Source organism: Streptomyces sp. NPDC048106 (genome assembly GCF_040706415.1).
GTDB lineage: Bacteria > Actinomycetota > Actinomycetes > Streptomycetales > Streptomycetaceae > Streptomyces.
This window is the reverse complement of record NZ_JBEZND010000011.1, coordinates 56,501-78,112: the sequence shown is the minus strand read 5'-3', so window position 1 is coordinate 78,112 and position 21,612 is coordinate 56,501. Positions and strand designations below refer to the sequence as shown.

12 protein-coding genes and 1 pseudogene are annotated in these 21,612 nt (G+C 75.0%); 2 read left to right on the top strand and 11 right to left on the bottom strand.

Annotation, left to right across the window (positions count from 1 at the left end; genetic code table 11):
• Window positions 1–5: 5 nt before the first annotated feature.
• Window positions 6–296: pseudogene (locus tag AB0927_RS14295) on the bottom strand (DNA mismatch repair protein MutT); the annotation flags it as partial.
• Window positions 297–365: 69 nt separating this feature from the next.
• Between AB0927_RS14295 and AB0927_RS14290 the strand changes: the two are divergent.
• Entirely contained in the window at window positions 366–902 is a 537-nt protein-coding gene (locus AB0927_RS14290) for a DUF4240 domain-containing protein (RefSeq protein ID WP_366667861.1), read from the top strand.
• 99 nt (window positions 903–1,001) lie between these two features.
• Here AB0927_RS14290 and AB0927_RS14285 read toward each other — a convergent pair whose 3' ends face one another.
• From AB0927_RS14285 to AB0927_RS14240, 10 genes are all read right to left on the bottom strand, one after another.
• Complete coding sequence (locus AB0927_RS14285; protein ID WP_366667860.1) at window positions 1,002–1,832, bottom strand: aldo/keto reductase; 831 nt, start codon at window positions 1,830–1,832, stop codon at window positions 1,002–1,004.
• 43 nt (window positions 1,833–1,875) lie between these two features.
• On the bottom strand, window positions 1,876–3,069 hold the full coding sequence (locus AB0927_RS14280; protein WP_366667859.1) for an MFS transporter: 1,194 nt from the start codon (window positions 3,067–3,069) through the stop codon (window positions 1,876–1,878).
• Window positions 3,070–3,572: 503 nt separating this feature from the next.
• Window positions 3,573–4,040, bottom strand: a complete 468-nt coding sequence (locus tag AB0927_RS14275) for a MarR family transcriptional regulator (protein ID WP_366667858.1) — start codon at window positions 4,038–4,040, stop codon at window positions 3,573–3,575.
• An 86-nt stretch (window positions 4,041–4,126) separates the two neighbouring features.
• Window positions 4,127–4,360 (bottom strand): hypothetical protein, encoded by a 234-nt coding sequence (locus AB0927_RS14270; protein WP_366667857.1) that lies wholly within the window; start codon window positions 4,358–4,360, stop codon window positions 4,127–4,129.
• Window positions 4,318–4,860 carry an SMI1/KNR4 family protein gene (locus AB0927_RS14265; protein ID WP_366667856.1) on the bottom strand — a complete coding sequence of 181 codons (543 nt, stop codon included), beginning with the start codon at window positions 4,858–4,860 and terminating at the stop codon, window positions 4,318–4,320. Before AB0927_RS14265 ends, AB0927_RS14270 begins: the two co-directional genes overlap by 43 nt.
• 104 nt (window positions 4,861–4,964) lie before the next feature.
• Window positions 4,965–5,372 carry an SRPBCC family protein gene (locus AB0927_RS14260; protein ID WP_366667855.1) on the bottom strand — a complete coding sequence of 136 codons (408 nt, stop codon included), beginning with the start codon at window positions 5,370–5,372 and terminating at the stop codon, window positions 4,965–4,967.
• A gap of 32 nt (window positions 5,373–5,404) precedes the next feature.
• A complete protein-coding gene (locus AB0927_RS14255) occupies window positions 5,405–6,424 on the bottom strand; it encodes an aldo/keto reductase (protein WP_366667854.1) in 1,020 nt (339 codons plus the stop codon).
• An 81-nt stretch (window positions 6,425–6,505) separates the two neighbouring features.
• Window positions 6,506–13,957, bottom strand: coding sequence for a type I polyketide synthase (locus tag AB0927_RS14250; RefSeq protein WP_366667853.1), 7,452 nt, complete (start codon window positions 13,955–13,957; stop codon window positions 6,506–6,508).
• A gap of 135 nt (window positions 13,958–14,092) precedes the next feature.
• The gene (locus AB0927_RS14245) at window positions 14,093–18,730 is read right to left on the bottom strand and encodes an acyltransferase domain-containing protein (RefSeq protein ID WP_366667852.1); all 4,638 of its coding nucleotides are present in this window, start codon (window positions 18,728–18,730) and stop codon (window positions 14,093–14,095) included.
• A 126-nt stretch (window positions 18,731–18,856) separates the two neighbouring features.
• Window positions 18,857–20,050: a cytochrome P450 gene (locus AB0927_RS14240; protein WP_366667851.1), complete on the bottom strand. Its 1,194-nt coding sequence runs from the start codon at window positions 20,048–20,050 to the stop codon at window positions 18,857–18,859.
• Window positions 20,051–20,218: 168 nt separating this feature from the next.
• Here AB0927_RS14240 and AB0927_RS14235 point away from each other — a divergent pair, with 168 nt between their 5' ends.
• Entirely contained in the window at window positions 20,219–21,559 is a 1,341-nt protein-coding gene (locus tag AB0927_RS14235) for a hypothetical protein (RefSeq protein WP_366667850.1), read from the top strand.
• The last annotated feature ends 53 nt before the right edge of the window (window positions 21,560–21,612 follow it).

The following is a 21,612-nucleotide window of genomic DNA, read 5'->3' as shown; positions in this document are numbered from 1 at the left end:
GCTGATTACCGACTGGCACCGGTAACGGTGGTCCATCGCGGATCGATGCGGCCCAGCCATGCGTCCTGACCGTCGGCCAGGGGCTGCTGCAAGGGAAGGGAGAGGAACCGGCAGGCGAAAGTAAGGCCGGCGTCGTCTCCGCCGCCGTGGACGCGGTGCTCCCAGGCATCGGGGGTATCCACGGGCACCCGGAGGTGGAAGAAGCCGGTTCGTCGTGACTGACCCGTGCCGGGGTGGGGCTTGTCGTCCACGGCGATCCGCCGGACCACCGTGGCCGTCAGCAGACCGGTCTCCTCGCCGACCTCTGAGGGAACAAGCCCCCGCGACCGGCCCGATGTCAGTACCGGGTGGCACGCTCTGCCCCCATGGACAAGCAGCAGTTCTGGCAGCTCATCGAGACAGCCCGCAACCAGGCGTCCAACCCGGACGACGGCGAAGCGGTCGCTCACGAAGCGACCTCGCTGCTGGCCTCCCGGCCCATCGAGGAGATCATCGCAGCCGAGCAGGTGCTGTGGGAGCTGATGGCCGACTCCTACACCAACCCTCTGTGGGCCGCTGCTCACCTCGCCAACGGCGGGTGCTCCGACGACGGCTTCGACTACTTCCGCGGCTGGCTGATCGCTCAGGGCCGTGAAGTCTTCGAGCGAATGATCGCCGACCCCGATGCCCTGGCAGAACTGCCCGTCGTTCGAGCATCCGCAGCCGACGGCGTCGACCTGGAGGGCGAGGACATGCTGGGCATCGCCTGGAACGCACATGTCTCGGCGACCGGTGATCAGCTCCCCGCCGGACCGACCGCCATCCGCTTCCCGGAGCTGGACCCCACCTGGAACTTCGACTTCGACGACCACGACGAAATGACTCGCCGCCTGCCCCGCCTGGCAGCTCTCTATCCGGAGTAGGCACAAGCTCGCAGCCACAGGACGAGGCCAGACAGCTTCGCGCGCACGCGGCTCCGTCCCGGGCCGCGGGGGCGGGACGGAGCGGTGGGGGAGTGCGGTTCAGTCGAGTTCGTCGGGGTGGGGGCCGGTGCGCAGGCCGCGGTCGAGCGCGGCCAGGGCCTGCATCTCCTCGGCCGTGAGCGCGAAGCCGAAGACGTCGAAGTTCTCGCGGATACGGGCCGGGGTGACCGACTTGGGGATGACGATGTTGCCCAGCTGGAGGTGCCAGCGGATGACGACCTGAGCGGGGGACTTGCCGTACTTGGCGGCCAAGCCGCTGATGACCGGCTCGTCGAGCACCGCGCCCTGGGCGAGCGGGCTCCACGCCTCGGTCGCGATCCCGTGCCCGGCGTGGAACGCGCGCAGTTCGGCCTGCTGCAGGCCGGGGTGCAGCTCGATCTGGTTGACGGCCGGGGTCAGCGTCGCGCCGTCCAGCAGCCGGCGCAGGTGGCCGGGCTGGAAGTTGGAGACGCCCACGGCACGGGCGCGGCCCTCCCCGGCGAGGCGCTCCAGGGCCCGCCAGGACTCGCGGTACAGGTCGCGGGCGGGGGCCGGCCAGTGGATCAGGTAGAGGTCGACGTGGTCGAGGCCGAGCTTGGCGAGGCTGGCGTCGAAGGCGCGCAGGGTCGCGTCGTAGCCCTGGTCGGCGTTCCACAGCTTGGTGGTGACGAACAGGTCCTCGCGGGGCAGTCCGGACGCGGCCAGCGCCCGCCCGACGCCGGCCTCGTTGCCGTAGATCGCGGCGGTGTCGATGCTGCGGTAGCCGGTCTCCAGCGCGGCGCTGACGGCGGCGGTGGTCCGGTCGTCGGGGACCTGGAAGACGCCGAAGCCGAGCTGGGGGATCTCGACGCCGTTGTTGAGCGCGACGGTCGGGACGGAGGCGGGTGCCATGAGGTGTTCGCTCCTTCAGAGGGCGTGACAGGGGGAGGGGGAGTCAGTGGCGGACGGGGGCAGGGGCGCCGGCGCCGGCGGGTTCGGCCGCGGGGGTACGGCGCTCCAGCGCGGCCGACCAGAAGGCCAGGACGAGCGCGGCGGCGGCGAGGACGGCGCCGACCCAGTTCGGGGCGGTGTAGCCGAGACCGGCGGTGATGACGAGCCCGCCGAGCCAGGCGGACAGCGCGTTGCCGAGGTTGAAGGCGCCGATGTTGACGGCCGAGGCCAGGGTCGGCGCGCCGTGGGCCTGGTCCAGGACGCGCTTTTGCAGCGGCGGCACGGTGGCGAAACCGAGCGCCCCGACGAGGAGGATGGTGACCGCGGCGAGGATCTTGTCGTGCGCGGTCAGGGTGAACAGCGCGAGGACGACGGCCAGCCCGCCGAGGGTGACGTACAGCAGGGGCATGAGCGCGCGGTCGGCGAAACGGCCGCCGAGCAGGTTGCCCAGGAACATGCCGATGCCGAAGAGCACCAGCAGCCAGGTGACCGCGCCGTCGCTGTAGCCGGCGACATGGGTCATCATCGGCGCGATGTAGGTGATCGCGGCGAAGACACCGCCGAAGCCGAGCACCGTCATCGCCATCGCGAGCAGTACCTGCGGGTTGCGGAACGCGGTCACCTCCCGCCGCAGCAGGGTCTCCTCGGGCCGGGGCACGGCGGGCACCAGCCTGGCGATACCGAGCAGCCCGACCACGCCGAGCGCGGCGACGACGACGAAGGTGACCCGCCAGCCCGCGGCCTGCCCGACGAAGGTGCCCAGCGGCACGCCGACGATGTTGGCGACGGTCAGCCCGGTGAACATGGTGGCGATGGCGCCGGCCTTCTTGTGCGGGGCGACCAGCCCGGCGGCGACCACGGAGCCGATGCCGAAGAACGAGCCGTGGGCGAGGGAGGCGACCACGCGCCCGGCCAGCATCAGCCCGAAGGTGGGGGCGAGGGCGGAGAGCGTGTTGCCGAGCACGAACAGGGCCATGAGCAGCATGAGCATCCGCTTGCGGCTGACCTTGGTGCCGAGCACGGTCAGCAGCGGCGCGCCGACGAGGACGCCGAGGGCGTAGCCGGTGACCAGCAGCCCCGCGGTGGGGATGGAGACGCCGTAGTCGGCGGCGATCTCGGGCAGCAGTCCCATGATCACGAACTCGGTGGTGCCGATCCCGAAGGCCCCGACAGCCAGGGCGAGGAGCGCGAGGGGCATGGGCTCAGCCCTTCCGTGATTACTTGAACGAGCGGCTTGCATGCCTAAAAAATAATTGCAGACGCTTGTAAATGCAAACGCGGACATTGTGTGGGCGCGGGGGTGCGGGGGTGCCGAGGGGCGTGCGGGGGTGGCTCGCGTGGGGCAGGGCTGGCCGCGCTCAGGCGGGAGGGGGAGAGGGGGGTGGGCCGCAAGCCCGGCCGCCGCGCGGACGGGAACGCGGGCGCGGCGGCGGGGGAGAGGGGAAAGGGGCGTCGTCGGCGGCCTCCGGGCGGACCGGGGTCGCGGTCGCCCCGCCCGAGGTGGCCGCCGCGCTGTCGCTCGGGGGCGCGGGATCTGTTTCGTCGTCCCGTCGCTCGCGGGCGCGCCGGTGCCGAACCGGCGGGCCTCCTCCGCGCCCGGCGGAGGTGCCCATGCGCGCCGTGCGCCGGGCGCATCGCCCGGCCGGCGGCTGCCGCGGCCGCGGTAACCGGTCGCGCGGGAAGGTGCCGGGCCGTCCGGGACTACGGGCGCCGTGAGGGAGCGTCCACCGCTTCCACGGCCGCGACCAGCGAGGCCAGTTCGGGGTTCTTCGCGGCTTCGTCGAGGGCTTCCCGGAGGGCGGCGTCGTTGGTCGGCCGGGCCTCTTCCAGGAGTTTCAGGCCGGCTTCGGTGACGTCGGTGTAGATGCCGCGGCGGTCGGTCGGGCACAGGTAGCGCGACAGCAGATTGCGGTCTTCCAGGCGCGTGACCAGGCGGGTGGTGGCGCTCTGGCTGAGTACGACGGCGTCGGCGACCTGCTTCATCTGCAGGTGCCCGCCTTCGCCGTCGTGCTGACGGCTGAGCACGTCGAGCAGCGAGTACTCGCGGACGCTGAGGTCGTGCCCGGACTGCAGGGCGCGCTCGATGTGCGCCTCGATCTTGCCGTGCAGGAGGGAGAGGGCGCCCCATCCGCTGGCGAGGGCGGTGAGTGCCGGGTCGGTGGCGGTCACGGGCTCCAGTCTCCTTCCAGTACGGCTGAACCCAGGATAAGCCATCGAGCAAAATATTGGCTATAGCCCATATAGAGCGAATGCAATCATCTGCCGTGGCGGGTGATGCCGACCATGGCCCGGTAGAGAGCGGTGGGTGCCGGGGCGTCGGGGAGAGGGGGCAGGGGCGCGTCGGGGGTGGCGAAGGAGCGGAGCATGTGGGCCACCAGCCGGCGCCAGGTGTCGGGGGCGGCGCACCGCGCGCGGACCGGGAACCGGTACTCGCGGGACGCCGTGCTCAGTCCGACCAGCCCTCGCCCGTACTCCAGCGCCGCACCCACTGCGCGAAGCCCCAGGCGTCGCGGCCCGGCACCGGCATCGCGCCGACGTCGGCCACCATCCACACCTCACCGCGGCGCGGCCCCGCGGTCACCAGCAGCCAGAACGACGAGCCGTCCTCGGAGCCGAGGACGACCGACCCGCGGGTGAACACGGCATCGACGCGCGGATCCTGCGGACCGCTCGTCTCGTCGTCCTCCCACAGCCAGGCCGCCTCCAGCGGAAACGCCTGCCCCGGCTGCCGCGGCCCCGGATCCGGCCAGCTCGCCGGCAGCCACCCCAGCGGCTGGAGACCGCCGTCCTCGGCAGGACCGAGAGCGCTGCCGTTGCTGATCCGCGCCACGAAGGTGCGGTACGGCTCCGGAAGCGTCACCCCGTTCTCCGCCTCCCACCTCGCGACGCCCTCATCGCCCAGCGGGGGCTCACGCCACTCGGGCGCGAACGCGGAACGCAGGAAGTCGAGTGTGGCCTCGTCGGGACGCTGATCAGGCGGGGATGTCACGGGCGCATCCTCGCAGAAGCAGCCGCCCGGGCGCGCCGCAGCCCGGGTACGCGGGGGCGTATCCGGGCTGCGTGGTGGGGTGGCGCGGTGGCCGGGGCGGGGGGTCAGGCCGTGAGCGTCTTGTGGAGGGCGTCGAGGCCGTCGCGGTAGAGGCCGGCGACCTCGTCCTCGGTGGCGTTGTCGGGGTGGAAGCGGCCGGACCACTGGATCTCGGCGGCGTCGTCCCGGCCGGGGACCGGGTGGACCCGGAGAGTGGAGACGTAGCCGCTGACGGGGAAGGGGGCCTGGAGGATGGCGTAGCTGTAGTGGCGCTCGGCCTCGGTGAAGTCCACGAGGCGCTCGGTGATCACTTCGCCGTCCGGGTTCTTCAGCCGGCGGACCCGGCCGCCTTCGAGCGGGGTGCTCTCCAGGATGGAGGGGAGCCGGTCGGGCAGGGTGGCGAAGCCGCCGATGAGGCTCCAGACCCGGTCGGGGGAGGCGGGCACGGTGCGGCTGACGGAGGTGGAGGCCATGGTTCGTTCTCCTGGTGGTGCCGGTGTGGGGGTCAGGCGCCGTCGGGCAGCGGGGCGGCCGGGCTGATCAGGCCGGCGGCGCGCAGGTCGGTCCAGAACGCGGCCGGGATGTCCTCGTTCAGGGCGGAGGTGTCCTCGGCGATGCGGCTGGGGCGGGTGGCGCCGGCGACGGCGGCGGCGGCGACCGGGTGGGCGAGGGAGAACTGGAGGGCGGCGGCCTTGATGCTGATGCCGTGCTTGCCGGCGAGCGCCTTCAGCCGGGACACCTTCTCGACGATCTCCGGCGGGGCCTGCTGGTACTCGAAGTGGGTGCCGCCGGCGAGGATGCCGGAGCTGTAGGGGCCGCCGACGACCATGCCCACGTTCTGCTCCTGGGCCATGGGCAGCAGGCGCTGCAGGGCGTGCTCGTGGTCGAGGAGGGTGTAGCGGCCGGCGAGGAGGAAGCCGTCGGGCCGGGGCTCGTCGAGGGCGAGGGTCAGTTCGATGGGCTCGGTGCGGTTGACGCCCAGGCCCCAGGCCTTGATGACGCCCTCGTCGCGCAGCCGGGACAGCACGCGGAAGGCGCCGGTGCGGGCCTCCTCGAACTTCTGGAGCCACAGGTCGCCGTGGAAGTCCTGGGCGATGTCGTGGACCCAGACGATGTCCAGGCGGTCGGTGCCGAGGCGCTTGAGGCTGCCCTCGATGGAACGCTCGGTGGCCTCGGCGGTCCACTCGTGGACGATCTTGTTGGGGTTGCCGTGCTCGAAGATCCCGCCCTTCTCGCCGAGGTCGCGGGCGGCGCTCTCGTGCTCGTCGAGGATGACGCGCCCGACCTTGGTGGACAGCACGTAGGCGTCGCGGGGCTTGGCGGACAGCACCTGGCCGAGCCGTTCCTCGGCGAGGCCGGCGCCGTAGAAGGGGGCGGTGTCGTAGTAGCGGATGCCCTGGTCCCAGGCGGCCTCGACGGTGGCGGCGGCCTCCTCGCCGGGGATCGCGCGGTACATGTTGCCGAGCGGGGCGGTGCCGAAGCCGAGACAGTCAAAAACAATAATTGCATACGCTGGATAATGCACGTGGTCGCGCCACCGCGGGGGCGTCGCGTACCCGACGCCCCCGCACGCCCCCGTCCGGCCCGGCGCGTCCGCGCCCCCGGCTCAGTCCCCGGCGCCCGCCCGGCCGGCCAGCGCGGCCAGCGCCGTGATGGCCTGCGCCAGCGGGCGGGCCTGGTCCTGTTCCTCGACCCCGAGCGCGGCGGCCAGCGCGCTCACGTCACCGCTGCGCACCGCCTCCCACACCCGGTCGGCGCCGGCCGGTGCCGCGTCGGCGGCCGGGACCCGCAGCCAGTACCGCTCGCGCTGGAAGGCGTACGTCGGCAGCTGCACCCGGCGCACCGGGCGGCCGGCGAACACCGCGGGCCAGTCGAAGTCCACGCCCTCCACGAAGAGTGCGGCCACCGCGCCGAGCAGGGCCACCGGTGCGGGGCGCGCGCCGTCCAGCACGGTGACCTGCCCGGCACCGGGCGCCGGGTCCGCCGCCGCGGCACCGAGCACGATCCGGCGCGAGCTGGGAAGGTCCGCCGCTGCCACGGGCCCGCGGGTGTGCGAGGCGCGCAGCAGCGCGGCCCAGTGCCCGGGCGAGCACAGGCGGCCGGCCGCCACCGGCTGCCCCCTCTCGTCGAGGACGGGCAGCCTCGGAGTGCTGTACGACCGCTCGGCGGCGACCTGTTCGACGGCATCGCCCCCCGGGTCCGCCGTCAGCAGGGCACACGCGTCGGCGAGGGACAGCACTCCCGCCGCGTGGGCCGCGGCGAGTGCGCCGAGGCCCTGCCCGAGGACACGGTCCCCTTCCAGGCCCCAGGACCGCAGGAGCCGGAAGAGGCCCACCTGGAGCGCGAACGCCGACAGGGCCAGACGCGGGGCGTACTGCCGTATCTCGCCGACGGCGACCGCGAACTCCCCGAATGCCCCGGCGAGTCGGCCGATCGCCGCCGCCGTACGCGGTGCCCGGCCGGCGGCGTGGTCCGCGGCGGGGAAGACCAGCACCTGCGGCGCCGCGCCGGCGGGGGCGGACGGCACGGCCGTGCGGCCCGCCGCGAGCTCGGTCAGCCCGTGCAGCAGGCTCGCGTGGTCCGCGCCGGTCACCGCCGCCCGGTACGGGAGGGCCGCCCGGCCCGCGGCCAGGGTGAAGGCCACGTCCTGCGGGCCCGGACGGGGGCGGGCGGACAGATGGGCGGCGAGGCGCGCGGCCTGCTCGCGCAGCGCCTCGGGGGTGCGGGCCGACAGCACCCACGGCATCGGCACGCCGTCCCCGGCCGCGCCGCCCCCGTCCCCGGCCGGCGGGCACACCTCCTGCGGGCCCGCTGCTTGCGGGCGCGCCTCTTCGGGGCCCGCGTCTTCGGGGGCCGCTTCTTCGAGGATGACGTGGACGTTCGTGCCGCTCGCCCCGAACGAGGACACGCCCGCGCGGCGCGGCCGGTCCCCGCGCGGCCAGGGCACGGATGTCGCGGACAGCCGTACCGTCCCCGACGACCAGTCCACCTGGCGCGAGGGCCGCTCGGCGCCGCGCGTGCCCGCGAGGGCGCCGTGCCGCATCGCCAGCACCATGCTGATGACGCCGGCCGCGCCGGACGCGCACTGGGTGTTGCCCAGGTGGGACTTGACCGATCCCAGCCACAGGGGACGGTCGGCCGGGCGGGGGGCACGGCCGTAGGCGGCGATGACGGACTGGGCCTCGATGGCGTCGCCGAGCGCGGTGCCCGAGCCATGGCCCTCCACCGCGTCGACGCCGGCGGGGTCGAGCCCGGCGTCCGCCAGCGCCCGCGTCATCACCCGCTGTTGCGCCGGGCCCGACGGCGCGCTGAGCCCGTTGCCCGCCCCCACGTGGTTGACCGCGCTGCCGCGCACGACCGCGAGCACCGGGTGGCCCAGGCGCCGGGCGTCCGAGAGCCGCTCCAGGACGAGGGTGCCCGCGCCCTCGGCCAGGCCCATGCCGTCGGCGGCGGCGCCGAAGGACTTGCTGCGCCCGTCGGGTGCCAGGCCGAGGAACGTGGACAGCCCGCTGAACAGCACCGGCGTCGCCATGACCGTCACCCCGGAGGCCAGGGCGAGGGAGCACTCGCCCTGGCGCAGGGCGCGGCAGGCCAGGTGCAGGGCGAGCAGGGCGGAGGAGCACCCGGTGTCCAGGGTGATCGCGGGCCCCTCCAGACCGAGGGTGTAGGCGATCCGGCCGGAGACGATGCTGGCCGTGGTGCCGCCGCCCAGATGGGCCGGCAGGCCGTCCGGGAGCCGGTCCAGCGCGCTGCCGTCCGCGTGGTGGATGATGCCGTCCGCGTAGCCGCTGTGCGAGGCCCCGGCGAAGACGCCGGTGCTGCTGCCGCGCAGGGAGTGCGGATCGATCCCGGCGTCCTCGATCGCCTCCCAGGACGTCTCCAGCAGGATCCGCTGCTGCGGGTCCATGGCCGACGCCTCCTGCGGCCGGATCCCGAAGAACTCCGCGTCGAACGCGCCCACGTCCTGGAGGAAACCGCCCAGCGGTCGCGTACCGTCCGGGCGCCTGCCGTCGCCGCCCCGGTCGGCCGGGAAGCCGGTGATGGCCTCGCCCCGGGAGGTGACCAGGTCCCACAGCTGTCCGGGGGTGCGGATGCCGCCGGGCAGCCGGCAGGCCATGCCCACGATCGCGATGGGCTCGCGCTCCTGGCCGGCACCCCCGGCCGGGCCGCCGTCCGCCGCACCCGCCGCCGGGGCGCTCCGCTCCCCGCTCCGCGCGGACGGCCCCGGCGGCAAGGACGCCCCGGGCTCCAGGCACGAGGCCGGGTCCGGGTGCGGGTCCGGGTCCGGTGGGGTCTGCTGGGCGAGGATCTCGGTGCGCAGGTGCTCGGCGAGCGCGGCCGGTGTCGGATGGTCGAAGACCAGCGTGGCGGGGACGGGCCGGCCGGTCGCCGCACCGAGCCGGTTGCGGATCCTGACCGCGCCCAGCGAGTCGAGCCCGATCTCCCGGAAGGGGCGGTCCGCGGCCACCGACTCGGCCGACGGATGCCCGAGCACCTCGGCGACGACGGACCGCACCAGGTCCAGTACGGCGCCGACCCGCTCCTGTTCCGTGAGGGCGGCCAGGGTCCGCAGCAGTTCCCCGGGGCCGTCCGCCCGGTCGTCGTCCTGCGGCTCGGCCCGGCCCGCCGCGGAGGCCTCCATCAGGCGCCGTGCCTCCGGCACGCCCGACAGCAGCGGCCGGGGGCGGGCGGACGTGAACGCCGTGACGAACCGCTCCCAGTCCACCGGCACCACCGTCACGCCCACCTCGTCGCGGTCCAGGGCGGCCCCCAGGGCGTCGAACGCCGGGTCCGCGGCCATGAACGGCAGCCCCCGCAGCCGCAGCTGCTCGGGGTCCACGGACTTCGGCCGGTAGGGGTCCTGGACGTGCCAGACACCCCACGCCACCGACGTGGCGGGCAGGCCGCGGGCCCTGCGGTGCTCGGCGAGCGCGTCGAGATAGGCGTTGGCGGCGGCGTAGGCGCCGTGCTCGCCGCTGCCCCAGATGCTCGCCACGGAGGAGAACAGCACGAAGTCCTTCAGGCCGTCGCCGTCCAGCAGCTCGGCGAGATGGTCCGCGCCCGCGGCCTTCGCCGTCAGCGACTCCTCGAACCGGGCCACATCGATCTCGCTCAGCGGCGCGAGGTCCATCAGCGTCGCGGCGTGCACGACGCTCCCCACGGTGACGCCCTGCTCCTTGAGCGAGGCGAGCAGCCGCGCGACGGCCGCCCGGTCGGCGACATCGCAGTCGGCCACGGTCACCCGCGTGCCCAGCGCGCCCAGCTCACCCCGCAGCTCCGCCATCCCCGGAGCCTGCGCGCCACGCCTGCTGGTCAGCACCAGATGCCGGGCGCCGCGCCCGCACAGCCAGCGCGCGATGTGCGGGCCCAGCGTGCCCGTCGCACCGGTCACCAGCACCGTGCCGTCCGGCCGCCAGCCGGACTCGGTCCGCGCACCGCCCTTCGCGCGCACCAGGCGCCGCGCGTACGTCCCCGAGGGCCGCAGCGCCACCTGGTCCTCGTCGCCGCCGCCCGTCAGGACCGCGCACAGCCGGCCGGCCCAGCCCTCGTCCGCTTCCGCGGGCAGGTCGATCAGCGCCCCCCAGCGTTCGGGATGCTCCAGCGCCACGACCCGGCCCATGCCCCAGACCATCGCCTGCGTCGGGCAAGCCAGCGGATCGCCGTCCCCGACCGACACCGCGCCGCGCGTCACCAGGTACAGCGGCACGGCCAGCTCCGCGTCCAGCGTCGCGTGCAGCAGGGTCAGGGTGGCCGCCGCGCCGGCCGGGGCGGCGGGATGCGCGGGATGCGGCCGCTCGTCCAGCCCGAGCAGGGAGACCACCGCCCGCACCGCGGGCTCCGCGGCCGGCCCGCCGGCCAGCTGCGCGGCGAGCGCGCCACGCTCGCCGCGCAGCGTGTCGACCTCCCGGCGCTCGACGCGGGCACCGCGCGCGGTGAGTTCCCGCGTGACGCGCTCGGCGACCCGCTCCACGTCCGCGCCCGCGCCCGCGGGCACCGCGAGCAGCCAGGTGCCCGCGGCCGCCCCGGGCTCCGGCTCCGGCAGCGGCACCCAGGTGATGCGGTAGAGCCAGTCGGCCAGCGGGATCTCCGTGCGCGACCGCCGCCGCCAGGACGTGAGGGCCGGCAGCACCTCGCCCAGCGGCGAGGCGCCGTCCAGGTCCGTGTCGCCGACGATCCCGGCGAGCGCGGCCGTGTCGCCCGCTTCGACGGCCGACCAGAACGCGGCCTCGGCCGCCCGGCCGCCCGCCGGATCCGGCTCCTCGACGGCGTCGTCCAGCCAGTACCGGCGACGCTGGAAGGCGTAGGTGGGCAGATCCACCACGGCCGGCGGACGCCCGCCCGCCTGCCCGCGCCAGTCCACCGGCCCGCCCGCGGTGTGCAGTTCGGCCACCGAGGTGACGAAGCGCCGCAGATCACCCTCCTCGCTGAGCAGCGAGGGCACGACCGTGGCCTCGGGACGGGAGGCGTCCTCGAAGGTCTCGCGCAGCGCGAACGCCAGCGCGGGATGCGAGGCGACCTCCACGAAATGGGTGACGCCCTGCTCCAGCAGCCCGCGCACCGTCCGCTCCAGCTCGACGGGCCGGCGCAGATTGCGATACCAGTACCGGGCGTCCAGACCGCTGGTGTCGAACACCCCGCCCGTCACGGTCGAGTGGAACGGCACCCGGGACGGACGCCCCGCGATGCCCGCCAGGTCCCGCAGCAGCACCTGCTCGACCGGCTCCACGTGCCGGGAGTGGGAGGCGAAGGTCGCGGTGATCCGGCGCACCCACACCCCGTCGGCCTCCAGCGCGGCCCGCAGCTCCTGCACCGCCTCCTGCTCACCCGCCACGACATGCGAGGTGGGCCCGTTGCAGGCCGCGACGCACAACCGCCCGCCCCAGGCCGCGAGACGGCCCTCGACCTGCTCACGGCGGAGCGAGACGGACAGCATCGCCCCCCGGTCGGACACGATGCCCGTAACGGCACGGCCGCGCAGGGCGATGACCCGTGCCGCGTCGTCCAGGGTCAGAGCCCCGGCCACGTACGCGGCGGCCACCTCGCCCTGACTCGACCCGATCACCGCATCCGGCTCCACCCCGTAGGACCGCCACAGCGCCGCCAGCGCCACGTTGACGGCGAACATGACCGGCTGCACCACGCTCGCCTCGTCAAGCGCCGGGGCCCCGGGCACACCGCGCAGCACGTCCGTCAGCGACCAGTCCACGTACGGCGCGAGCGCGGCCCGGCACTTCTCGATCTCCTCGCGGAACACCGGCGCCGTCTCCAGCAGCCCGGCCACCGTGCCGGCCAGCCGCGCGCCCTGCCCGGGGAAGACGAAGGCCACCTTCCCGCCCGGCACCGCCGTCCCGCGCACCACGGCGGGAGCCGTCCGCCCGTCGGCCAGCGCGTCCAGACCGGCCAGGAAACCCGCCCGGTCCCGCGCCACCACCGCGGCCCGGCACGGAAAGACGGTGCGCGTGGTCGCCAGGGCGTACGCGACGGCCATCGGATCGGCATCCGGCCGGGCCGCGACATGCGCACGCAGCCGCTCGGCCTGAGCCCGCAAGGCCACCTCGCTCGGCGCGGACAGCGGCCAGCACTGCACCCCGGCCGCCGGCACCCCCGCATCCGCGCCGTCCGCGCCGTTTTCGCCGTCCGCGCCGTTCTCGGTCTCCGCGCCGGCGACCGGCTCCGTCCACTCCTCCACGATCACGTGGGCGTTGGTGCCGCTGATCCCGAACGAGGACACCCCCGCCCGGCGCGGTTCGCCGCCCGTCACCCACGGCTGTGCGGCCGCCGCGAGCCGCACGGCGCCGGCCGGCCAGTCCACCTTCGTGGACGGCTCCGTCACCTCCCGGCCGGGCGGCAGCACCCCGCGCCCGAGCGCGCCGACGACCTTGACGATCCCCGCCACCCCCGCGGCCGCCTGGGTGTGCCCGATGTTGCCCTTCACCGAACCCAGCCACAGCGGACGTCCCGCGGGCCGCTGGCGCGCGTACGCCGCCAGCAGCGCCCGCACCTCGATCGGGTCACCGAGCGCGGTCCCCGTGCCGTGCGCCTCCACCACGTCCACCTGCCCGGGCGCGAGCCGGGCGTCGGCCAGGGCCTGCGCGATCACCCGCTGCTGCGCGGGCCCGCTGGGCGCCGACAGACCATTGCTCGCACCGTCCTGGTTGACGGCCGAACCACGCACGACGGCGAGCACCTGGTGACCGGCGGCCCGGGCGTCGGACAGCCGCTCCAGGACCAGCACGCCCACGCCCTCGGCCAGCGACATCCCGTCCGCGCCCTCCGCGAACGGCCGGCAGCGCCCCGTACGGGCGAGCGCCCGCTGCCGGCTGAACTCGACGAACGACACCGGCGACGACATCACGCTCACCCCGCCGGCCAGCGCCAGCGCGCACTCGCCCCGGCGCAGCGCCTGGACGGCCAGGTGCAGCGCCACCAGCGAGGAGGAACACGCGGTGTCCAGCGTGACGGCCGGCCCCTCGAAACCGAAGGTGTAGGCGATCCGCCCGGACAGCACACTCGCCACGTTCCCGGTGGCCAGCAGCCCCTCGGCCGCCGGCGGCGGCTGCCGCAGCCGGGCCGCGTAGTCCTGGCCGTTGCAGCCGACGAAGACACCGGTGCGCGAGCCGCGCAGGCCCACCGGATCGATCCGGGCCCGCTCGACGGCCTCCCACGCGCACTCCAGCAGGATCCGCTGCTGCGGGTCCATGGCCAGCGCCTCGCGCGGGGAGATGCCGAAGAACTCGGCGTCGAACTCCTCCGCGTCGTGCAGGAAACCCCCCTCCCGCACATAGGTCGTGCCCGGATGGTCCGGGTCCGGGTCGTACAGCTTCGCCGTGTCCCAGCCGCGGCGGACCGGGAAACCGCTGATGGCATCCCCGTCGGCCTCGATGAACCGCCACAGGTCCTCGGGGGAGCGGATGCCGCCGGGTAACCGGCAGCTCATCGCCACGATGGCGATCGGTTCGTGCTCCCTGGCCTCGGCCTCGGCGAGCAGGCGCTGCGAGCGCCGCACCTCACCGACCATCCGCTCGAGATAACTGCGCATCCGGTCGTCGTCGTTCATATCGGTCTCACGTCCTCGGCAGTGGGGGCCCGGCGACGGCGCCGGGCAAACGGGGCGGGGGCGGGCAAGGGGCGGGGCCGGGCAGGGGGGGCGGAGCCGGCCGGGGCAGGGCCGCCGGCCGGGGCGGCCGGCGGCTCACGCCGGACCGAACTCCTTGTCGATGAGGGCGAACATCTCCGCGTCCGAGACCGCGGACAGGTCCTCGGACCCGCCACCGCCACCGGAGGGATCCGCCGCACCCGCCGCCGTGTCCCCGGCCTTCCACAGCAGCTGCCGCAGCCGGGCCGCGGCCCCGGCGAGCGCGTCCGGGCCGGCGCCCTCAAGCGCCGCCTCCAGGGCGTCCAGCCGGTCCGCCAGCCCCGTACCGGACACCTCGCCCGCCGCCGACAGCTCCTGCCGCAGCCGCCGGGCGAGCGACTCGGGCGTCGGGTGGTCGAAGACCGTGACCGCGGGCAGCCGGACACCGGTGGCCGAGTTGAGCCGGTTGCACAGCTCGACCGCCGTCACCGACTCGAACCCGATGTCCCGGAAAGCACGGTCGACGGGGACGGCACCCCGGTCCGGGTGGCCCAGCACCGCCGCCGCCTGCTCCCGCACGAGCTCCCGCAGCAGGCGCAGCTGCTCCGCCTCGTCCTGCCCGGCCAGCCGCACCGACCACCGCTCGCCGTCCCGCCCCCCAAAGGGCGGTGCGACGGGAAACGCCGCGGGGCCGCCGAACGCCTCCGCAGCGGGGTCCACCCGTACGGCCGCGGCGGCGACCCGGTCCGCCGCCTCGCCGCTCGCCCCGGCCGACCGCAGCACCAGCGAGCCGAGCGCGGCCACCGTCCGCCCGTCCTCGTCGGCCAGCCGGACCGCGATCCGGTCCGCACCGGTGCGCCGCAGCACCGCCCGCACCGTGGTGCGTCCGGGCACCGCGAGCGCGACGTCGTGCCAGGAGAACGGCCGCGGCGCCGCGTCCCCGAAACCGTCCAGGTCCAGCGCGAGGGGCTGCAGGACCGCGTCGAGGAGCGCCGGGTGCAGCCCGAAACGCCCAGCCTGCGCACGCAGCGGGCGAGGCAGGGACACCTCGGCGAACAGCTCGTCCCCGCCCCGGCGCCACACCGCCCGCAACCCCCGGAACGAAGCCCCGTACCGCACCCCCGCGGCCGCGAACCGCTCCGCCAGCACATCGAGCGCGACCGCCTCGCCCCCCTCGGGCGGCCACACCCCCAGGTCCCCGGCATCCGCGGCGTCCGGCGTGCCCAGCACACCCGTGGCATACCGGCGCCAGGGCTCGGCGGGCCCAACGCCGTCACCGCGGCCGTACACCTCCCACGTCCGCACCCCGTCCGCGGCCGGCGCCCCGACCGCGACCTGAAGCCGCACACCACCGTGCGCGGGAAGGGAAAGCGGCGCGTGCAGCACCAGTTCCCGCACCCCGGCACAGCCGCAGCGGGCGGCCGCGTCCAGCGCGAGATCCACGAAGACCGCGCCGGGCACCACCACCTCGCCCCCGACCTCGTGCTCGCCCAGCCAGGGCTGCGCCTTCTGGGACAGCCGGCCCGTGAACAGCAGACCGCCCGAGGACACCACCGGGGTGACGGCCGCCAGCAGCGGATGCCCGGCGGCCTCCAGACCGGCCGCGGCCACCCCCGGCTCCGGGCCGGAGCCCGGCGGCAGCCAGTAACTCCGCCGCTGGAAGGCATAGGTGGGCAGCTCCACCCGCCGCGCACCCCGCCCGGCGAACACCGCCGCCCAGTCGGGCACGGCACCGTTCACGTGCGCGTCCGCCAGCGACCTCAGGAAACGGTCGGGGCCGCCGTCGTCGCGGCGCAGCGTACCGACCACGGCGGCCCCGCTCCCGCCCGGCGAGGCAGCCGTCTCCTCGATGCCCCAGCCGAGCACCGGATGCGGGCTGACCTCCACGAAGAGCCGGTGCCCGGCGGCGAGCAGGGCACGGGTGGCCTGCTCGAACTCCACGGTGCCGCGCAGATTGCGGTACCAGTAGCCGGCGTCCAGCCCCGCGGTGTCCAGCAGGCCCCCGGCCACCGACGAGTAGAACGCGGTGTGCCCCGCGACCGGCGCGATGTCCGCCAGCTCGGCGAGCAACCGCTCGCGCAGCGGCTCCACCTGGGCACAGTGCGAGGCGTAATCCACGGCGATACGACGGACCCGCACACCCCGCCCGGCGCACCGGGCCTCGTACGCGTCGAGCGCCTCCTCCTCGCCCGCCACGACGACCGACGCGGGCCCGTTGACGGCCGCGACGGACAACCGGCCCCCGAAGAGGGCCAGATCACCGCGCACCTCGCCGGCGGACAGCCCCACCGAGAGCATGCCGCCGCCCGGCGCCACGGACGCCAGCGCCCGGCTGCGCAGGGCCACGACCCGCGCCGCGTCCGGCAGCGACAGGGCACCGGCCACACAGGCGGCGGCGATCTCGCCCTGCGAGTGACCGACCACGGCATCGGGCACGACCCCGACCGAACGCCACAGCCGCGCGAGGGAGACCATCACGGCGAACAGCACCGGCTGCACGACGTCCACCCGCTCCAGGGAAGGCGCCGCCGCGTCCTGCCGCAGCACCCCCTCCACCGAGTAACCGACATACGGCGCCAGCGCCTCACCGCACTCCCGGAGCCGGCGGGCGAACACCTCGGAGGAATCCAGCAGCCCGACCGCCATACCGGCCCACTGGGAACCCTGGCCGGGGAAGACGAACACCGTGCCCTGGGCCCGGGCCACCACGCCCTCGGCAAGCTCCGCCGCGCCCCGGCCCGCGGCCAGCGCGTCCAGCCCGCGCAGCAGCCCGGCACGGTCCCGCGCCACGATCGCGGCCCGGTTCTCGAAGACCGAACGGCCGCTCGCCAGCGTGTACCCGACATCCACCGGCCGCAGCTCCGGCCGCGCCCGCAGATGCGTGCCCAGGCGCGCGGCCTGGGCGCGCAGGGCGTCCCGGCCGCGCCCGGACACCACCCACATCACCGGCCCGCCGCCGTCGCGCCCTTCCCCGGCACCGGCCGGCTCATCCGGTCGCGGCCTCTGCCCGGCACCGGCCGCCTCATCCGGTCGCGCGCTCTCCCCGCCCCCGGCCGTCTCACCGGGTCGCGGCGGCTCCTCCCCGCCGTCGGCCTGCCCGGCCTGTTCCAGGATGACGTGGGCGTTGGTGCCGCTGATCCCGAACGACGACACGGCCGCCCGGCGCGCACGCCCCGACTCGGGCCAGGGGCGGGCCTCGGTGAGCAGGTCGACGGCGCCGGCCGCCCAGTCGATCTCCGGGGAGCGCCGGTCGGCGTGCAAGGTGCGCGGGAGCACCCCGTGGCGCAGCGCGAGAACCGTCTTGATGACACCGGCGACGCCCGCCGCACCGGCGGTGTGACCGATGTTCGACTTCACCGAGCCCAGCCAGAGCGGCCGGCCGGCCGGGCGGCCCTGGCCGTACGTCCGCTGCAGGGCACGCACCTCGATCGGGTCGCCGAGCGGCGTGCCCGTGCCGTGCGCCTCCACGGCGTCCACCTCGCCGGGCTCCAGCCCCGCCGCGGCGAGCGCCTGGCGGATCACCCGCTCCTGCGCCACGCCGCGCGGCGCGGTCAGGCCGTTGCTCGCCCCGTCCTGGTTGACGGCGGAGGACCGGACGAGCGCGAGGACCGGGTGCCCCAGCGCGCGGGCGTCCGCGAGACGCTCCAGCAGCAGCACCCCCACCCCCTCGCTCATGCCCATGCCGTCGGCGTCCGCCGAGAAGGCCTTGGACCGGCCGTCCGCGGCCAGCGCACCCTGCCGGCTCATCCCGATGAACCCGCCGGAGGTGGCCATCACGGTCACCCCGGCGGCCAGCGCCATGGTGCACTCACCGGCCCGCAGCGACTGCGCGGCCAGGTGCAGCGAGACGAGCGAGGACGAACAGGCCGTGTCCACGGTGAGGGCGGGACCCTCCAGACCGAAGGTGTAGGCGACGCGTCCGGAGAGCACGCTCGCGGCACCGCCGGTCACCAGATGGCCCTCCATGCCCTGCGGGGCGTGGCGCAGATCGGTGCCGTAGTCGGTGTGGGCACAGCCCACGAAGGTGCCGGTGCGGCTGCCGCGCAGCGCCGAGGCGTCGATGCCCGCCCGCTCGAACGCCTCCCACGACGTCTCCAGCACCAGGCGCTGCTGCGGGTCCATCGCCTGCGCCTCACGCGGCGAGATACCGAAGAAAGCGGCGTCGAACCGGTCCGCCTCGTACAGGAAGCCGCCTTCGCGGGCGTGGCTGCGGCCGGGTTGGTCCGGTCCCGCGCCCCGCAGTTCCTCCAGGTCCCAGCCGCGCCCGGTGGGGAAGTCGGAGACCGCGTCCACGCCGTCGCCGACCAGCCGCCACAGGTCCTCGGGGGATTCGACGCCGCCGGGGAAGCGGCAGGCCATCGAGACGATCGCGACCGGCTCGTCCCAGGCCGCCGCCGGGCCGGCCGTGGCCGGCTCCGTGGCCGGCTCCGTGGCCGGTTCCGTGGCGGGTTCGGGGCCGAGCAGTTCGGACAGCAGGTGGCGGGCGAGGTCGTCGGGGGTGGGGTGGTCGAAGACCGCGGTGGAGGCGAGGGCGAGGCCCGTCTCCGCGGACAGCCGTCTGCGCAGTTGCACCCCGGTCAGCGAGCCGATCCCGATGTCGCGGAAGGTCTCGTGCCCGAGGATCTCCTCCGGCGCCACCTGGCCCAGGATGTCCCGCACGTGCCGGGAGATCAGGTCGAGCAGCAGCCGGGTCCGGCCCGGCCCGTCCGCCGCGGCCAACCGCCCCGATAACGCTTCCTCAGTGTCCCCTGCCATGAGCGCACACCCTCCCTGCCTGGTCGGATCGGAGGAACGGCCGGACAAGCCGCACACGCCCGCAGACTCGCGGGCCCGTCTGATACTCGTCTGACCGGCCGCTGACGCACCGCGGCCGGGCCCCGGCTACCAGGCGACCGGCAGTTCCTTGATGCCGTACACGATGGAGTTCTCCCGGAAGGCGACCCGCTGCGGCTCCACGGCCAGGCGCAGGGCCGGGAAGCGGGAGAACAGGGAACGCAGCGCGATCTCGAGTTCCATCCGGGCCAGCGGGGCACCGAGGCACAGGTGCTTGCCGTGGCCGAAGGCGACGTGCCCGTGGGCGTCGCGGCGGACGTCGAGGTTCGCGGCGCCGGGGAAGACCGACTCGTCGTGGTTGGCGCCGGGGATCGCCACGATCACCCCGTCCCCCTTGCGGATGTCCGCCCCGTCCAGGTGCACGTCGACCGCGGCGGCCCGGGCCTGGTTGTCCTGCGGGATGGACCAGTAGCGCAGCAGCTCCTCGACGGCGGCCGGGTACAGCCCGGGGTCCCTGCGCAGCTCGGCCAGCTGCTCCGGTGCCCTCAGCAGGCTCAGCACACTCAGGGTGATCTGGTGCGCGGTCGTCTCGTGTCCCGCCACGAGGAACATCCGGGCCATGGCCACCAGATCCTCGTGGGACAGCTCGCCGGTGGCGACGTAGCGGGTGGCGAGCCGGCTGACCAGATCGTCGCGCGGACTGCGTTCCCGGTCGGTGGCGAGCCGGTCCAGGTACTGCGTCATCCCCAGGTAGGCGTCCTGGATCCGCTCGGGCTCGGCCTCCTGGGAGAGCACGGTCTCGGTCTGCCGGGCGAGGACGGCCTCGTCGCCCTCGGCCACGCCGAGCAGCCGGCCGATGACCAGCGAGGGGAGCCGCAGGGAGAATCCGGTCACCAGGTCGGCCGGGTTGGGCCCCTTCTCCAGCTCGTCCAGGAGCCGGCCCACGATCTCCTCCACCCAGGGCCGCAGACGGCGCGTGCGCCGGGCGGTGAACTCGGTGGTGCCCATCCGGCGCAGCCGTTCGTGATCGGGGTCGTCCATGCGGTTGAACGACATCATGCGGGGCGCGGGCGGCAGCCGGACCCGGACCGGGAAACCGGGATGCTGGTCGTCGGCGGTGAACCGGGGATCGTTCAGGACCAGCCGGGCGTGATCGTGCCGGGTGACCAGCCACGCCTCGCCCCCGCGGATACGCACCTTCACCGGGGGCCGCTCGCGCAGTGCGGCGTACTGGTCCGGCGGCGAGAAAGGACAGGAGCGCGGCATCGGCCACTCGGGCAGCTCGGCCGAGCGTTCGGACATGGCTGACCTCCGTGGGCTTGTGCAGAGGCCATCCATGCTGGCCGGGCGCCCTGATGCCCGCCTGATCCCCGTCTGACGACGGCCCGGGGGCCTGTCAGTGGTGCGAACTAGTGTGCGAGGTGTGGCGGGAGTGGTTCCCGCCGCCCCGGACCATTCAGGGAGACCCGTATGCCCGTCAGCTCTTCGGCCCGCAAAGCGTTACTGCCCGTCGTCCTGCTGTCCGCCCTCGCCCTGCCGGGCCCCGCCGCGACCGCCCGGGCCGCGGCGGAACCCGCCACCGCCGAACTGCCGATCTCCTCGGCCGCGGACATCGTCGTGGACCACGAGCACCAGCGCCTGTACATCAGCGATCCCGCCGACAGCAGCGTCCTGGTCACCGACTACGCCGGCTCCGTCGTCACCGATATCCCCGAGCAGCCCGGCGCGGCGGGACTCGCCCTGTCGGACACCTTCCTCTACGTGGCGCTGCCGGACGCCGACGCCATCTCCGTGATCAACACCCAGACGCTCCAGGAGACGGCCCGCTACTCCACCGGACGCGGCATCGAGCCACGGCACCTGGCCTACGACGGCGGCAGGCTGTGGTTCGGCTACGACACCTCACTGGTGGGCAAGCTCGGCTCCGTGGAGTCCGACGGCTTCGTCAGGCTCGACCTGGACGGGCCCCACGGCTGGCAGTCCGCACCCTTCCTCGTCATGGGCGGCTCGGGAACCCTGGTGGCAGGGGCGCCCGGCCGGACCCAGACCGGGCAGAGCGTGACCGAACTGCAGGTCTACGACGCCACGCCGAGCACCCCGGTGCCGACGGCGTACACCTCGCAGCCCGTCGACCCGGGCAGCGCCGGCCTGTCGGACATGGCCCTCACCAACGACGGCAAGGACATCGTCACCGCCGGCACCTCGTCCCAGGGCGCCCGGCTCTTCAGGACCTCGGACCTCGGCGCGGACGGCACCTGTACGACCGCGGCGGCGCCGGACGCCGTGGTCACCTCCGTGGACGGCCGCATCGTCACCGGCTCGGCGGGACCGACCGCGCAGGACCTGTCCCTCTTCCTCCCCGGCGACCCCGCGGCCCTGCGCACCTACGACCTCTCCGGTGACGTGGTCCCCGCCGGGCTCGCCTGGGATCCCTTCACCAGCGACCTGTTCGCCCTCACCCAGCCCAGCGGCGGCGGCCCCGTCACCCTGCACGTGACCACGCCCGCGAAGGCGGACACCACCCTGACGCTCCAGGCACCCGACACCGCCCGGCGCGACGAGCCGCTCACCCTGACCGGCACGCTGGACTCGCCCCTCGCCATCCCGGACGCCACCGAGGTGCGCGTGACCCGCACGGACGCGGCCTCACCGGACGGCGTCACCGTGGGCACGGCCGGCGTCAGCAGCCTGAACACCTTCACCATCGACGACGTCCCCCCGGCGAGCGGCACGGTCACCTACACCGTCACCTACGCCGGCGACGCCGCCCACAACGCCGCCACCGCCACCGCGACGGTCCGGATCGACTGAGCCCGCGCGGCAGGCACCACCGTGAGAGCGGGGCTGCCCGGCCGCCATGACGC

Coding starts and splice junctions, on each gene's coding strand:
- AB0927_RS14290 (WP_366667861.1), top strand. CDS start 366: ATGGACAAGCAGCAGTTCTGGCAGCTCATCGAGACAGCCCGCAACCAG.
- AB0927_RS14285 (WP_366667860.1), bottom strand. CDS start 1,832: ATGGCACCCGCCTCCGTCCCGACCGTCGCGCTCAACAACGGCGTCGAG.
- AB0927_RS14280 (WP_366667859.1), bottom strand. CDS start 3,069: ATGCCCCTCGCGCTCCTCGCCCTGGCTGTCGGGGCCTTCGGGATCGGC.
- AB0927_RS14260 (WP_366667855.1), bottom strand. CDS start 5,372: ATGGCCTCCACCTCCGTCAGCCGCACCGTGCCCGCCTCCCCCGACCGG.
- AB0927_RS14250 (WP_366667853.1), bottom strand. CDS start 13,957: ATGAACGACGACGACCGGATGCGCAGTTATCTCGAGCGGATGGTCGGT.
- AB0927_RS14245 (WP_366667852.1), bottom strand. CDS start 18,730: ATGGCAGGGGACACTGAGGAAGCGTTATCGGGGCGGTTGGCCGCGGCG.
- AB0927_RS14240 (WP_366667851.1), bottom strand. CDS start 20,050: ATGTCCGAACGCTCGGCCGAGCTGCCCGAGTGGCCGATGCCGCGCTCC.
- AB0927_RS14235 (WP_366667850.1), top strand. CDS start 20,219: ATGCCCGTCAGCTCTTCGGCCCGCAAAGCGTTACTGCCCGTCGTCCTG.